Source organism: Chakrabartyella piscis, assembly GCA_030067835.1.
GTDB classification, from domain to species: domain Bacteria; phylum Bacillota; class Clostridia; order Lachnospirales; family Anaerotignaceae; genus Chakrabartyella; species Chakrabartyella piscis.
This window is the reverse complement of sequence record CP092441.1, coordinates 2401899-2418142: the sequence shown is the minus strand read 5'-3', so window position 1 is coordinate 2418142 and position 16244 is coordinate 2401899. Positions and strand designations below refer to the sequence as shown.

The 16244-nt window shown below is 38.5% G+C and carries 11 protein-coding genes and 1 pseudogene; 7 read left to right on the top strand and 5 right to left on the bottom strand.

What is annotated here, in order from left to right:
* Positions 1 to 139: 139 nt before the first annotated feature.
* Positions 140 to 1855: a VirD4-like conjugal transfer protein, CD1115 family gene (locus tag MJY40_RS10840; protein ID WP_317856449.1), complete on the top strand. Its 1716-nt coding sequence runs from the start codon at positions 140 to 142 to the stop codon at positions 1853 to 1855.
* 134 nt (positions 1856 to 1989) lie between these two features.
* Here MJY40_RS10840 and MJY40_RS10835 read toward each other — a convergent pair.
* Positions 1990 to 3101 (bottom strand): IS3 family transposase gene (locus MJY40_RS10835; protein ID WP_317853734.1). Its coding sequence is split into 2 segments (ribosomal slippage): positions 1990 to 2849 and positions 2849 to 3101, totalling 1113 coding nucleotides; the frame shifts between segments, so codons are not numbered across the junction.
* A 396-nt stretch (positions 3102 to 3497) separates the two neighbouring features.
* Between MJY40_RS10835 and MJY40_RS10830 the strand changes: the two genes are divergently transcribed.
* On the top strand, positions 3498 to 4616 hold the full coding sequence (locus MJY40_RS10830) for a PIN domain-containing protein (RefSeq protein WP_317854259.1): 1119 nt from the start codon (positions 3498 to 3500) through the stop codon (positions 4614 to 4616).
* A gap of 777 nt (positions 4617 to 5393) precedes the next feature.
* Here the strand turns inward: MJY40_RS10830 and MJY40_RS10825 are convergent.
* The 4 genes and pseudogenes from MJY40_RS10825 to MJY40_RS10810 all read right to left on the bottom strand — a co-directional run bounded on the left by MJY40_RS10825 (position 5394) and on the right by MJY40_RS10810 (position 10112).
* A pseudogene (locus MJY40_RS10825) lies at positions 5394 to 6670 on the bottom strand (IS256 family transposase).
* 203 nt (positions 6671 to 6873) lie between these two features.
* Complete coding sequence (locus MJY40_RS10820) at positions 6874 to 7806, bottom strand: sugar phosphate isomerase/epimerase family protein (protein ID WP_317854258.1); 933 nt, start codon at positions 7804 to 7806, stop codon at positions 6874 to 6876.
* Positions 7807 to 7938: 132 nt separating this feature from the next.
* On the bottom strand, positions 7939 to 9330 hold the full coding sequence (locus MJY40_RS10815; RefSeq protein ID WP_317854257.1) for an MATE family efflux transporter: 1392 nt from the start codon (positions 9328 to 9330) through the stop codon (positions 7939 to 7941).
* Complete coding sequence (locus MJY40_RS10810; protein WP_317854256.1) at positions 9327 to 10112, bottom strand: DeoR/GlpR family DNA-binding transcription regulator; 786 nt, start codon at positions 10110 to 10112, stop codon at positions 9327 to 9329. Before MJY40_RS10810 ends, MJY40_RS10815 begins: the two co-directional genes overlap by 4 nt.
* A gap of 359 nt (positions 10113 to 10471) precedes the next feature.
* Here MJY40_RS10810 and iolC point away from each other — a divergent pair, with 359 nt between their 5' ends.
* From iolC to iolE, 5 genes are all read left to right on the top strand, one after another.
* On the top strand, positions 10472 to 11503 hold the full coding sequence (iolC, locus tag MJY40_RS10805; RefSeq protein ID WP_317854255.1) for a 5-dehydro-2-deoxygluconokinase: 1032 nt from the start codon (positions 10472 to 10474) through the stop codon (positions 11501 to 11503).
* Positions 11500 to 12321, top strand: a complete 822-nt coding sequence (locus tag MJY40_RS10800; RefSeq protein ID WP_317854254.1) for a class II fructose-bisphosphate aldolase — start codon at positions 11500 to 11502, stop codon at positions 12319 to 12321. Before iolC ends, MJY40_RS10800 begins: the two co-directional genes overlap by 4 nt.
* Positions 12322 to 12352: 31 nt before the next feature.
* Positions 12353 to 13150 carry a 5-deoxy-glucuronate isomerase gene (locus MJY40_RS10795; RefSeq protein WP_317854253.1) on the top strand — a complete coding sequence of 266 codons (798 nt, stop codon included), beginning with the start codon at positions 12353 to 12355 and terminating at the stop codon, positions 13148 to 13150.
* 162 nt (positions 13151 to 13312) lie between these two features.
* On the top strand, positions 13313 to 15166 hold the full coding sequence (iolD, locus tag MJY40_RS10790) for a 3D-(3,5/4)-trihydroxycyclohexane-1,2-dione acylhydrolase (decyclizing) (protein WP_317854252.1): 1854 nt from the start codon (positions 13313 to 13315) through the stop codon (positions 15164 to 15166).
* A 180-nt stretch (positions 15167 to 15346) separates the two neighbouring features.
* On the top strand, positions 15347 to 16234 hold the full coding sequence (gene iolE / locus MJY40_RS10785) for a myo-inosose-2 dehydratase (RefSeq protein ID WP_317854251.1): 888 nt from the start codon (positions 15347 to 15349) through the stop codon (positions 16232 to 16234).
* The last annotated feature ends 10 nt before the right edge of the window (positions 16235 to 16244 follow it).

Below are 16244 nucleotides of genomic sequence, written 5' to 3'. Positions count from 1 at the left end.
ATAATGAATCTGTAAGAAAACAAAAGAAAAATAATCAATCATTACCTCCCTTTTGGGAGGTTTTTTATTGGGGGTGAGCCAAATCAAAATATCAAATCTTTTACCACTTATCATTTTAGGTGTTGTATTTATCCTATTTATGATAGTGGTTTTTTTATTGGAACAGAAAAATTCATTGAATATCAAAAGTAAAACAGTTGGAGATGGGCAGTATGGCACTGCTCGTTTTGCAACGGAAAAAGAAATGCAAAAGCAATTTCAATATATAGACTTCACACCTGAAAAATGGAGAAAGCAGCCACCAAAAGATTTACCACAAGGCTTGATTATCGGTTGCAAAAAGTCAAAGCATAAGATGACAGCCATTGTAGACGATGGAGATGTTCATGCACTTATGATTGGTGCAGCTGGTGTTGGGAAAACAGCAAAATTCCTATATCCCAATATAGAATACTGTTGTGCAGCAGGCATGAGCTTTCTTGTAACAGATACAAAAGGGGACGTGCTTCGTTCATATGGTCCAGTGGCAAAAGCATATGGCTATGATATTTCGGTATTGGATTTGAGAAATCCTACACAATCAGATGGCTTCAATATGCTCAATCTAGTCAATCAATATATGGATAATTTCTTGCAGACAGGCTCTCTTGTGGCAAAGGCGAAAGCGGAAAAGTATGCGAAGATTATTGCAAAAACTATTGTGCAAAATGGATTGGAAGGTGGAGCTGGGCAAAACTCGTATTTCTATGATTCAGCAGAGGGACTTGTAACAGCAGTGATTTTGGTGATAGCAGAATTTTGTTCGCCGGTGAAATTTGAAATTGAGGGAGAACAAAGGCATATCGTTTCTGTGTTCAAAATGATTCAAGATTTGCTTGCAGTTGAAAAAAATGAACAATCGAAATTCAAAACGCTGATGGATAAATTACCAGATGACCATAAAGCAAGATGGCTGAGTGGTGCAGCACTGAATACATCAGATCAAGGGATGGCATCGGTTATGTCTACAGCCTTGTCAAAGTTGAATGCTTTCTTAGATTCCGAGGTTGAACAATTGCTTTGCTTTGAATCAAAGGTTGATACAGAAAAATTTGTAAAAGAAAAATCAGCATTGTTTTTGATACTTCCAGAGGAAGATCAAACAAAGTTTTTTCTTGTTTCTTTGATTGTGCAACAGCTCTATCGAGAGATGCTGACCATAGCCGATGAGATGGGTGGAAAGCTACCAAATCGAACCATTTTCTTTCTCGATGAGTTTGGCACATTACCCAAGATAGAATCTGCTGAAATGATGTTTTCAGCTTCTAGGTCAAGACGAATTTCCTTTGTTCCCATCATTCAATCTCTTGCACAGCTGACGAAAAACTATGGCAAAGAGGGTGGTGAAATCATTATGGATAACTGCCAAATTGGTCTGTATGGTGGGTTTGCGCCTAACTCTGAAACAGCAAATGTATTGTCCAAAAATCTAGGAGAACGAACTGTTTTATCAGGTAGTACATCAAAGGGAAGGGAACATTCGAAGTCTTATCAGATGGTTGGTAGACTGCTTATGTCACCTGACGAAATCAAAGCCATGCCAAAGGATATGTTCATTGTAACACGCACAGGAATCAATCCTATGAAGTTGACATTGAAACTATTTTTTGAATGGGGAATTACGTTGGATCAAGTCTATGCACCGCCAGAACCTGTGGTGCGAAAGGTTGTGTATGCCAATGAAGAAGAAATTCGCCAACGTATTATATTTGGTGGAATCGCAGAAATGTGTAAAGGGCATGGTGTTATGAAAACCGAAAACCCTAAGGTGGATGGCGAGAGTACAATGGATAAAGCAGTGAAAGTTAGGAGGTGATGCATTGAGAAGTGATAGAAAAATTTATGAGGAAGTGGATTTGAGCAATCGAGCCAAGCAAGTGTATTTATATCTGTGTGACCGAGCCGATACAGAGGGATATAGTGGAATGTCAACACTTTTTTGGACAATTTTTATAAGGTCAGTACCCGATATTCGGCTGGTGTTCTATAATCCAAAGAGCCATGCAAACGTATGTTATTGAACCAATGCACATAGTCTGCAAGTTCTAACTTCAATTGCTCCAAACTGACGAAATTTCGTCCTCGAACAAATTCTGTTTTGAATACCTTGAAATTGGCTTCTGCAACTGCATTATCATAGGGGCAGCCCTTCATGCTGAGGGATCGTTTGATCTGAAACACATCTAACATTTCATCAATGAGATAGTTTTTAAACTCGCTGCCTCGATCCGTATGGAACAACTCGATTTCAGATAAATTCCCTTTGATTGTTGCAAAAGCATCATATACCAACTGAGCATTTTTGTGAAGTCCTGCACTAAATCCAACGATTTCTCGGTTGAATAAATCAATTAAGATACAAACATAGTTCCATTTATAGTTCACTCGAACATACGTCAAATCCCCAACAATTACTGCATTGGGAGGCTGGTTATCAAATTGACGAGCTAGTTCGTTTTTTACTGGCGACTCATTGCATTGTTGCTTTTGTGGTTTGAACTTGGCAACGGTATAGACCGAAATTAGCCCTAAACGTTTCATAATGCGGCAAATTCTGCGTCTAGAAACCTGTTTGCCCAACTTCTTCAGCTCTTTTTTCATTTTACGACTTCCGTAGACTTCTTTATTTTCATAAAAAATCCGTTCAATTTCTTGTTCTAATTCCGTATCATCTTTCTTGGACGAAGCCTCGTAATAGTAGGTACTCCTGCTGATTTCAAGGCATTTACACATGGCTGATATAGAGTATTTGTGTCGATTTGCTCGAATTACAATTACTTTCGTCCGAATATCAGCGCCGCTTGCTTTAGTATGTCATTTTCCATTCGTAGCTGTTGTAGCTCTTTACGAAGTTTGATGAGTTCAGCTTCTTCTGGTGTGCGATTATCAGCTTCTTTTGTAGAACCAGTAGCATTGTAACGCTGTATCCAGCGATTCAGTGCCGATGGTGTTAAATCGTATTCACGATTGATATCTGCTTTCGATTTTCCGTTGTTATATAATTGAACCATCTGCTGTTTAAATTCTTCTGTAAATTCTCTTCGTTGTCGTTTTTTAGTCATGTAATCATCTCCTTATTTTATATTAGTTTTATTTTACATGACCTTATCTTTTCTGTCTAGTTAAGTATAGCCATTCCATTAGTTGCATTGCAGGAGAAGAAAAGTGATCTGCAAAAACAAGAGTTACTGGAAGCTATGGAGAATAGCACACGAAGTTACGAGGACATTTTGAAGTTTCTTGAAGGTAAATAAACATTAGGTCTGGGACGATTTTGTAAACGTCCTAGACCTATAAATGTTTTAGTGGGTAAATTTCAGGAAGTTGAGATTATCGGAATGGGTGTTGACATTAGTTGATTTAGCAAATTTAAGGGAAAACGTGTTTCCATCTAAAGTTATGTTTTCCAGAACCAAAGTTGGGTACGTTGTAGATATTTTGTAGAAAGTAGGGGGAATATGAGAAAAGCAATCAATGAATATATAGAGCTCTCTGTTGATGAAAAAGAAAATTTGTGGAGTAATGCTGTGTTTGTTTTTGATACAAATGTTTTCTTGAACTTGTATCGGTATAGCCAAAGTACCCGAAAACAATTATTTGCAGCATTAAATCAGCTCAAGGAAAGAATATGGATGCCATATCAAGTAGCTGTGGAGCTCATGAAAAATAGATACGAAGTTATATGGGAAACAAAAAACAGTTATGCCAAATTAAATCAAGATGCACAAGCTTTTGTAGAAAAATGTAGACAAACTTTAAGAATCGAAAAGAATGAAACCGACTTATTAGAGTTGAACAATTATATTGAGAAATGGATTGAAAGAATACAGGCGCAAAACCTTCTTGTTAACAGTTATAGTAATGATGAAATTCTTAATGAGATTCTGGAATTATTTGACGGAAAGGTAGGATCGCCTTACGAGGAAGATACTCTTTCCAAAATCGAAAATGATGGTAAAATTAGATATTCAAAGCAGATTCCGCCAGGGTACAAGGATACAAAGAAAACAAATGAGCATGATTCATATGGTGATTTATTTGTGTGGAAAGATATCCTGCAATATGCAACTGAAAATAAGAGTGATATCATTTTTGTAACACATGACCAAAAAGAAGATTGGTGGAATATAATTCATGGGCAAACCATTGGGCCGAGAATAGAACTACGAAATGAATTCTTCCGTGAGACTGGGCAAAATTTTCATATGTATAATATGATTTCTTTTTTATCTAACTTTAATAGTGATACAGATATCACGGTTAATAAGGAAGCTATTGATGAGGTGGGTTTATTCTCTTCGGTTTTACGCCGAAGTATTCCTAGAGCTGAACTAAAGAACTATTATCAGACGCTGGATGATAGTAATCGAACTGCAGCAAAAATAAGATTTGAAATCATGAGATTAGAAAATAAAAACCGTAAAAGAGCTGATTCAATTAGAAGCATAGAGTCTAATTATACCTATATTCCGCGTCCGCTAAATATTCAGGAGCAATTAGATAATTCTCGCTCAAATATGAAAAAAGATATACTTAGAATTGAATTGCTTAACCAAAGACTGTTAAGAATGATGTAAACTAATAATTCTGAACGGAGATATAGTATTTAACCATTATGGCTATGTGTGTATCATAGAACAAAGGTAGCACCTTGATATTGTTATGGAGTATTTATTGCAATCTATTAATGGCATAATAAATAGACACCCTGTACTGGAAAAGGGATACTAGATGAAATAAACTACTAAAAATATGAGAGTTCAAATCCTCCTTGAATTTTCAAGTGACATCTATTTTGCGCACATAACAAATTTAAAACACGCAAAATAGAAATCATCGGCAGAAATGTCGATGATTTCGGCGTTTCTAGGGGTTTTTATCTCAAAAAAAGATGTTTTTTGAAACATCAATTTCAGTTTGTCTATTGCATTTTTGTATACTACCACTGTATTTGAACTGATACAGTGGTTTTTTTGTGCAGAAATTTGATTTGGAGTGTAGTTTGCGTAATACGTCAAATGCTTATTTTGTGTAGTGGCTGTTTATGACGGGATGTCGGGGACGCCATCCCCCACAAACATACGCCAACGCACTGTCATTCAGAGGAGCACAGCAATGAAGAATCTTGGTTTTGCGGTCGATTCGTGAATCGCCCCTACAAGTGCAATGTACTTCAAGTTTTGATTTTTGTAGGGAGCGATGTCCTCATCGCTGGGACAGTTTCAAGTTTTGTGTAAACTGAAAATTTAGATGTATGATATATGAATAGTTACATGAAGGGCAGAGTCGATTTTGGTTCTGCCCTTGCTTTGTATTATAGCGTTACTTTTAAAAATGTCAATATAATCTGACTATCAATATCCAGCTTCGTCCAAACGTTCTTCAAAATAAATTTCAAGTTGAGAATGGATTTGACCCCAATCTTGGCGGTGACCTGTCCATTTTTTGGTAATGTCCATAGTGGCTAAATAGAGCATTTTCAAAAGACTATCGTCGGATGGAAAGATAGTCTTACTTTTTGTCACTTTTCGTAACTGACGGTTAAAACCTTCGATGGCATTTGTGGTATAAATAAGCCGTCTAATGGCTTCGGGATACTTGAAATACGTGGATAAGGTAGCCCAATTATCCATCCAAGATTTGTAGATTTTAGGGTATTTCTGATTCCATTTTTCAGCGAATAATTCCAGTTCGTTTAAAGCAATTTCTTCTGTTGCAGCTGCATATACTCGTTTCAAATCTGCCATCAACGCTTTGATATCTTTGTACGATACAAATCTTGTTGAATTGCGGATTTGATGAATAACACAGTGTTGTATTTCGGTCTGTGGGAAAACAGCTTCAATGGCTTGGGGAAAGCCGATTAGTCCATCAATACAGGCAATTAGAATGTCTTGAATACCTCTATTTTTGAGACCATTCATGATAGAAAGCCAGAATTTCGCACTTTCATTTTCGCCTACATACATACCAAGTACATCTTTGCGACCAGACATATCTATACCCAAGGCAATATATACAGCCTTTTTCACAATTCGCCCTTCGCTTCGTACATGGAAATGGATTGCATCCATAAAAACAACGGCATAGACTGATTCCAGCGGGCGCTCCTGCCACTCTTTCACGATAGGAATGATTTTATCTGTAACTCTACTGATTGTACTGTCTGATATTTTGATGTCGTAAAGCTCTCGCATATGATCTTCAATATCACTGGTGGTCATGCACTCACCGCCCAAGAAGGGGCGGGCACCGAAGGTGACCTTGCAAAGCAAGGTGATGACCATTTGGCGTACATAGATATGATTTTTTCTTCCATGTCTTGTGTGACAGTGTTTTGATATTTCTTGATGAGCTGTGGCTCATATTCGCTATTGCGATCTCTAGGGATAGCGAGCTCCATATCGCCATAACTTGTGTGCATGGTTTTGGAAGAGTGTCCATTTCTGCTGTTTTTTGTGTCTTTGTTTGCGTAATCATACTTAGAATAGCCTAATTCTTCGTCTAGTTCCTCATCAAGAGAGCCTTCGAGAATTACAGACATCATGTCCCTCATGATGGCGTTTACGTCTGCACCATTTTTGACGGATACATCATTGTTTTTTAAATATTCTTTCATCATTTCTCGCATTGCTTGTTTTTGTGGTGTTTCGCTTCTTGTTCTTTTTGCCATAATAAAACCTCCAAACTGATTGTATTTATCATACATCAATTTGGAGGTTTACACAAACTTTGGGATAGTCCCTCATCGCTCCGTAACTACACATTATATAAACACCCTTCATATCTACAACAAAAAAAGAGCAAGTCACCCTACTCTTTTCTCTAATCGATTTATATTTGATATCCATTTTTTTGCAAGTATGCAACGCTTGCACGCACATCTTCCAGACTTCCATCAGAATCCCTTGGGTCACGTTCTTGTTCAATGGTGATATATCCATGATAGGATACTTCTTCCAAAGCTTCACGAATGGCAACATAGTCCAAAGAGCCTTTTCCAATTGGACACATGGTTCCTTTTGCACAACCATCAAAGAATGGAATGTGTTCTTTCAAAACTTCTTTGTAAATGACATCATTCACATCTTTGAAATGCACATAATCCAAACGATCTTGGTATTTTTTGATGTATTCCACAGGGTCCATACCAGAGTAGTACAAATGACCTGTATCCAAACAGAAACCAGCGATTTCATAAGGAATATCCCTTGCAATCTTTTCAATTTCATCAGCAAATTCAATGTATCCACCAGCATGTGGATGGATGGTAGGACGTACACCCCAATGGTTGGCACGTTCACAAACAGCTGTTACATTTTCGATAAAAGCAGCCCATTCCTCATCAGAAAGACGTGGTGCAGTATCAAAATGACCCGCTACAGAATCACGTTCTTCGTGGTACCAATCCATAACGGTTAAGAAGGGTGCTGGGAACTTTTGACCATCTTCCGTAGGCAATTTTGGCAACTTTGGATCTGTGATGACACTACAAATATCATCTACATATTGCAATACATTTGGCAAGTTGTCTTTGGAAAGCAAATCTTGGAAAATGGTACCAGCCACAATTGCCAAGTTGTTTTTGGTAAGTTCTGCTGCAACCAAATCAGCATCAATGGGCAAATACCCATAAGGTCCCAATTCAATGGCACCATAGCCAGCTTGTGATGCTTCTGACAATACCTTTGTCCAATGTGGATTGTGTGGATTCTTTGGATCTTCTACACCCCAACAACCTGGAGCACCGCAAATAATCATACCCATAATAGTTCCTCCTAATTGTTTGTCTTTTGTATGTTTGTATTCATATGTGTTATATATTTTATGTTTCATGGCAATTCATCACTGGAGGATACTATCCTCCCCTACAAGTATACCGAATTGTGTGAGTTGTCATCAAACGCTTTCTGCCACGACTTCTGTTTTGTTACGTGTTACGTTTTTCATCCATCTATAGGAATTGGCATAAATAAAGATGACAGGGCATTTCAAAATTTGATCGCTCTTCAACCAGAAGAACACGATAATTGTTGGAAAACCCCATACATAAGCAGATAAATACGCCATTGGCAATGCAATGAACCAAATGAAAACGGTGTTGTTTTTCATGGAGAAGGAAGGAGAACCTCCTGCTCGAATGATACCAGAATCTGTTGCCATTTGATAGCAAGTACCAACAGATGTGATTGCCATAACGGTGATGAATTGCAAAGTAACCACAATGGCTTCTGGTTGCAAGGTTGGATAGAAGGACAACACCAAATTGCGTGAACTATAAATTGCAAGACCTGTTAGAATTCCAAGGGTTAAGAAAATACATTGGAAGGTAACGGTTTGTTGTTTGATTTTTGTCATATTACCTTCACCAACAGCTTTTCCTGTCAAAATAGCGGCAGCACCAGCAGCACCATATCCAATGACAGAAATGATTTGGAAGGTCAAAACAGCAATTGCATTTGCAGGAATTGCATAGGCTGCATCTGGTAGATTTCCAATGATACCAGTTTGGATGATTTGTGCAAGTCCCCAAGTTGCTTGTGTTACCAAAAGTGGCAAAGAAATCTTGATGTAATCTTGGAAATAAGAAGTATCAATATGAATCAGGTTTTTCAATGTCAGATTGAGAACCTTTTCTTTGTTTTTCAAGAAGTAAATGGCAATCAACAATTCCACTGAACGGGAAACCAAGGTTGCAATGGCAGCGCCACGAATACCCAATTCAGGACAGCCAAATTTACCATAAATCAAGCAAGTATTTAGAACAATATTGATGACCAAGGTAGATGCAGACAAAATATACCCAATGTTGACAATACCCACAGAACGTAGGGATGCCACCAAAGTGTTGGTTGCAGTAAACAAAACATATGTGAAACACACAATATGCAGATACTGCACACCTTCTGATACGATATTGGCATCATTTGTTAACAGTCCCAACAACTGACTTGGGAAGAACAAAGCACCGATGAATAGAATCAAAGCAATGGACAACCCAAATCGAAGTCCAACACCAATGATATTACGAATGGGGTCAGTGTCCTTTTTACCCCAATACTGTGCACCCAAAACCACAACACCTTCGCTGACACCCACAACAAGCATTTGCAACAAAAATTGGAACTGATTGCAAATGGAGATTGCACTCATGGCATCTTGGGAATAACGCCCAATCATCATGTTATCTGCAAGGTTGACAGAGTAGGTCAAAAGATTTTGAAGGGCGATGCTGATGGTGAGCACAAAGAATGTGCGGTAAAACTTTGGTGATTGTATGAATTTACTCATGCACTTTCCACCTCTTGTTCATCTTCTTGTGTGGAAATCACGTGAATATCATGTTGTTCAAACAATTCGTCATATTCTTCTGGATAATCATTTGTAATCAAATAATCAATTTGTTCAAAGCCTGCAACGGTATACATAGACAAGCGATCAAACTTATCAGAAGATGCCATCAAGTACCAACTTTGGGCAATGGTGGGAATACAACGATAAATATATGTACTAATGATAGAATTTACAGTGAGACCTGTGCTTGGATCGATTCCAGAAATACTGGTGAAGGCTTTGTTCACACGAATGTTGTCCATAAAGTTCTGTGGATTTTCTGGACTGGAGAACAAAGTTTTGCCATCAACACTGGTCACTTCACCACCCATAAGGTAGATTCTGGCACCACATGCCAACAAATCATCCAAAGCAGTGATGTTATTGGTTACAACAGACAAGTTCTTGAATTGATGAAGCAACTTTGCCAAAATACAACAAGTTCTACCAGAACCCAAGAAGATGATATCTCCATCATGAATTTCTTTGCAAGCACGATGTGCCAATTGTGCATGTACAGGATAGTCCAACATCATAGCTGGTGAAGAATCGTGTTCTGGATCCTTTTCCACTAAGCTGGCGCCTCCATAAAAGCGTTCAGCAGTGCCTTCTTCTTCCAAAGCACACAAATACTTTCTAATAGATACAACACTGATGTTGTACAACTCAGCAAGCTCATTGACATAGACCCGCTTTCTTATAAATAGTAAGTTCCGAATTTCATCTAACCGTTTTGACATTTCAGTACACCTCTTCCTTTTCTTTTTCTCTCAAAAAGTTTCGTTTCTCTTTCGTTTGCGTTCCTTGTGCCGAAGTGATAAAACACATTGAATTACAAGGAATTAAAATGGTTCCCTTCTTGTGAATATGTAAAATCATAGCATAAAACGAAAGAAAAGACCATAGTTTCTTACGAAAAACAGAAGAAAAGCGAAAGAATTATTAAAAATACACAAAAACAAGTGTTAAAAACAGGTAAAATAGGCTTGTAAATAAGCATAATTGATGAAAACGAAATAGAAACGAAACGAAACTTGTGATTTCGTTTGTAGTGGTGTTATGATTAATGCAAGGAAACGAAATGAAAGGAGATGAAAACATGTCAAGAACAGAAAAAACAATTGACATAACAACAGTAGGACGTGCTGGTATCGATCTAAACACAACCATTTTAAATACCACATTCGAACACGTTCCTGCTTTTGAAAAATCAATTGGAGGTTCACCAGCAAATATCATTCAAGGAACAGCAAGATTGGGTCTTAAGAGCGCATTCATTGGTAAGATTTCAGGCGATGGAATGGGAGAATACATCCTAAACGAATTTGCGAAACAAGGAATCGAAACTTCTGGTGTCTGTATCGATAGAACCGGTGCAAGAAACTGTTTGGCACTGACAGAAATCGTAAGTTCCGAAAGCAGTGGAACATACCAAGCAGAAAATGCAAACGAGTTTCATCATGGAACTTACCTTTATAGAGAAAGAACAGCGGATATGTTGATTACACCAGAAGACATCAACGAAGATGTAATTGCAAAATCCAGAGCAGTGCTTCTTTCAGGAACAGCATTTTCTACAAATCCTTCCAGAGACGCAATGTTCCAAGTAATGGAATATGCAAAGAAACACGAAACCAAAATTGTTCTGGATATTGACTACAGACCAACAGGTTGGAAAGACTTAGAAGAAGCATCCACTTGTTATCAAAAAATTTGTAGCATGACAGACATTATTATAGGAAATAGAGAAGAGTTCGATGTAGTGGAATATACCACAATGCCAGACAACAAAGACGATGCAAAATCTGCAAAAGCATTCTTAGAAATGGGTGCAGAGCTTGTCATTGTAAAAGATGGTGCAAAAGGATCAGATGCTTACTTGGCAGATGGTAGTGTACTTGGGTGTGCAGCTATCCCAACAAAGATTGTAAAAACATTTGGTTCTGGTGATGCTTATGCAGCTGGTGTTATGTACGGTATGTTGACAGATCAAGGTATCTTATATGCAATGCAACTTGGTTCTGCTTGTGCTTCCATCGTTCTCACAAAAATCAATTGTGCACCTGCTATTCCTACATTAGAAGTAGCAGAAGCCCATAGGATGGCACACTTACAGGAGATGATGAAATGAAATGGACAAAAGATTACGTGAAAGAAGCAGCAGAAGATAATCGAATCATTGCTGGTTTCAATGTATTCGGTCATGAAGATGCAATGGCGATTATCAAAGCGGCTGAGAGAGCAGAATCACCTGTGATCTTAATGGTCAACAGGGATGCAAGAAGAGATTTACAAATTGAACACTGGGGTAGCTTGTTGAACTCCATGGCAGAAGCAGCAAAGGTACCAGTTGGGGTACATTTGGATCACACCAGTGACCCAGAAAGCGTCAAAAGAGCAATCAAAGCTGGTTTCTCATCAGTCATGTTTGATGGTTCCAAATTACCTTTGGAAGAAAACATCAAATGGACAGCAGAACTTTCCAAATTGGCTCATGAAAATGGAATTTACCTAGAAGGTGAGCTTGGAGCAGTTCCTTATGATGACATTGGAGAAACCAAAATCCAATTGACATCTGTAGACGAAGCAAAACAAATGCAAGACAACACAGATATTGACTGGTTGGCAATTTCAGTTGGTAACATTCACCGTTTGGTTGGTAGATTTGCTCCCATTCATTTCGATGTGTTGGACGAAATCCAAAATGGTTGTGACTTACCATTTGTTATCCACGGTTCTTCAGGAATCACACCAGAAGATATGCAAAAATTGAAATTGGAACGCATCGGTAAAATGAACTTGGGTACTTCCCTTAGAAAAACATTTGGCGATACCCTAAGAGCAGAAATGGAAGCAAGACCAGAAGAATTTGATAGACAAAAATTGATGGTCAAATCCGTTGCAGCAGTAGAAGAAAAAGCATACTTGATTTTGAAAAGTTTGATGTAACACTATATATAAGGAAGAAAGAGGGATAAACATGAGATTGCAACAAGAAAAAGACGAATTTGATTTTGGTTATACCATGATTACAGAATACGATGGTTTGCACAGTGAAATGATGATGGACTTTGGTGTTTTGAAACTGGACTCCACAATGTCTTTCACAGATGAACGTGAACAATTGGAAAGAGTTTACCTCTTGATGTATGGTGAAGTGGAATTTACATATGACAACGAAGTGGTTGCTGCAAAAAGAGATTCTTACCTCAACGAAAACATCTGGTGCTTGAATGTACCTCAAGGTGTGAAAGTAAGCATCAAAGGGATTGCAGAAGATAGCGAAATCGCAATCATGAGAACAGAAAACGAAACCATCTTCCCATCTATCGTAAGATGTGAAGGCAACGTAGTCAATGAAGTACGTGGCAAAGGTTTCATGAACGAAGCTGGTACTCGTATCGTTCGTACAGCACAAGATGTGAAATTGTCTCCACAATCCAACTTGATGCTTGGTGAAGACGTTCATTATCCTGGTAAATGGTCTGGTTTCCCATCTCATTCCCATGAACAACCAGAAATTTACTTCTATAAATTCTATCCTAAAAATGGATTTGGCTTGTTGAAACATGGTGATGAAGGCGTTTTGTTGGAACACAATGACACAATGAAAATTATGCCAAATAAAGTGCATCCACAAGTTACAGCGCCTGGATATGCAATGTATTACATTTGGGTAATCCGTCACTTGGAAAACAATCCATACATCAAACCAACATTTGAAGAAGAACACCTTTGGGTGGAACAACCTGGTGCAAAATACTGGCCAGAAATCTGATATAGAACATAATACAAATGAAAAATCACAAAACATACAAAAGATAAATCAAAAAACATACAAAAGAAAAAATGCAACGCAAAATACAAATGAAAATATAACTGTAGGGGCGACCTGTGGTCGCCAGCAAAACAAGAGAAGAAGATTAGGGAGGAAAAGAACATGGGTAATACAATTCGCTTGACCACTGCACAAGCATTGGTAAAATTTTTGACAAAACAATACATCGATGTAGATGGTGAAAAATCCAGATTTGTACACGGTATGATGGGTATTTTTGGTCATGGTAACGTAGTTGGTTTGGGCCAAGCTTTGGAACAATACCAAGATGAATTCATCTATATGCCAGGCAAAAACGAACAAGAATTGGCACATGCTTGTACAGCTTACGCAAAACAAAATAGAAGACGTGCTATCATGGCAGCAACAGCATCCATTGGACCTGGCGCTTTGAACTTGGTGACACCAGCAGGTACAGCAACTGTAAATAGAATTCCATTGTTGTTGTTCCCAGCAGACACATTCTCTGATAGACAACCAGATCCAGTTTTGCAACAAATGGAAAACGAAGCAGATTACACATCTTCTGTAAACGATTCCTTCAAAGCAGTTTGTAGATACTGGGACAGAATTGTTAGACCAGAACAATTGATGATGGCAATGCTCAATGCAATGCGTATCTTGACAGATCCAGAAAAAACAGGTGCAGTTTGTATCTCTTTGCCACAAAATGTACAAGGTGAAGCATATGACTACCCAGAAGAATTCTTTGCAGAAAGAGTTTGGTACTTGGAAAGACGTCCAGCAACAGAAGATGCAATTGCTCGTGCTGCTGAAGCAATCAAAGGTGCAAAACGTCCAGTGATCATCTCTGGTGGTGGTGTTCGTTATAGCGATGCTGGTGCAGCTTTGTATGAACTCAGCCAAAAACATGGCATTCCAGTTTGTGAAACACAAGCAGGTAAAGGCGAAATTTCCTATGAATATGAAAACTACTTGGGTTGTGCAGGCGTTTGTGGTACCTTGTGTGCAAATGCAACTGTAAACGAAGCAGATGTGATCGTTGCAGTTGGTACAAAACTCAATGACTTTGTAACAAACTCCAAATGGTCCTTCTCCAAAGGTGCACAAATCATTGGTATCAATGTAAGTCGTATGGATGCTTTGAAAATGGATGGGATCTCTGTTTTGGCAGATGCAAGAGAAGGTATGACAGCTTTGGATGCAGCTTTGGATACATATACAGCAGGTTGGGGTACTAGAGTGGCAGAACTTAGAGCAACTTGGGCTGGCATGAAAGAAGAATTTGCAAACATCGAATTGGCAGATGGTTTCAGCCAAACAAGAGCAATCATGGACTTGAATGCAGAATTTACAGAAGACGAAACCATCGTTGTGGCATCTGGTAGCTTGCCATCTGACGTGGAAAGACTTTGGGATGTAAAAAGACCTGGTCAATACCACTTGGAATACGGTTTCTCCTGTATGACATATGAAATTGGTGCAGCCTTTGGTATCAAATGTGCAGAACCTGACAAAGAAGTATATGCTTTCATCGGTGATGGTGTATTCTTGATGGGTCACTCTGAACTCGTAACCAGCTTGCAAGAAAGAAAGAAAATCAACGTAGTGTTGTTTGATAACCACGGTCACCAATGTATCCACAACTTGCAAAGAAACCAAGGTTGTGACACATTTGGTACAGTATTCCGTCATAGAGAAGATGATGGCAAATTGTCTGGCGATTACATCAAATTGGACTTTGCAAAAATCGCAGAAGGCTATGGTGCAAAAGCGTTCACAGCAAACAACTCTGAAGAATTGGTTGCAGCAGTGAAAGCAGCTAGACAAGAAACTGTTTCTACAGTGATCGTAGTCAATGTACTTCCTGGCACAATGACAGAAGGATATGAAAACTTCTGGAGAGTTGGCGTAGCAGAAGTATCTGAAAAAGAAAGCGTACAAAAAGCATACGCAAACATGGAAGCAGCAGTCAGTGAAATTCGTAAATATTGATTCACACCTCACATACAAAAGATAAATGCTTGTAGGGTTGGGTCTTGATCCAACCGCAGGCAGAACATACAAAAGATAAATCAAAAAGAGAAGGTAGGGGTTGATGCCTACATCAACCCTGATATATAAAATCATACAAAAGAAAACAACAATTGGGACAAATGAAAAGGAGAATGTATTATGAAAGTAGAATTTGGATGTGCACCTATCAACTGGACAAACGACGACTTGCCTTCTTTGGGCGGTGAATTGACTTACCAACAATGTTTGAGTGAAATGGCTTTGGCTGGTTACAAAGGCAGCGAAGGTGGTTGTAAATACCCTAAAGATTTCGATACATTGAAAAAAGCAATTGACTTGCGTGACTTGGTAATTTGTAACATGTGGTTCTCCAGCAACTTCACAACTTTCAAAAACGAAGAAACATATGCAGAATTTGACAAACACATGGACTTCACATATGCACTTGGTGCTAGAGTTGTTGGTGTTGGCGAATGTGGCGTAACTGTTCATGGTCAAGAAGAAACAGATTTGTTTGGTAAAGCTCCAGTGCTTACAGAAGAACAAATGAACAACTTGGCAGAAGGCTTGAATGAACTTGGTAGACGTGCAAAAGCAAAAGGCATGAAAGTATGTTTCCATTATCATGTAGGTACAGGTATCCAATCCATGGAAGAAATCGACAAAATCATGTCTTTGACAGATCCAGAATTGGTTTACATGCTCTTTGATGCAGGTCACGTAACAGTTGGTGGTGGCGATGCAGTGGCATTGATCACAAAATACATCGACAGAGTTGGTCATATCCACGTAAAAGACGTTAGAAGCGAAATCTTGGAACAAGTTAAATCCGGTGGTCAAAGCTTCCTTTGGGGCGTTAAAAATGGTATGTTCACAGTTCCTGGTGATGGCGATTGTGTAGATTGGGATGGCGTATTTGGCGTAATCCGCAACAGCAACTACGAAGGTTGGATTGTTGTAGAAGCAGAACAAGACCCAGCAATTGCAGATCCACTTGAATATGCACAAATTGCAAGAGCATTCATGAGAAAACAATTGGGATGTTAATGTTCAAATA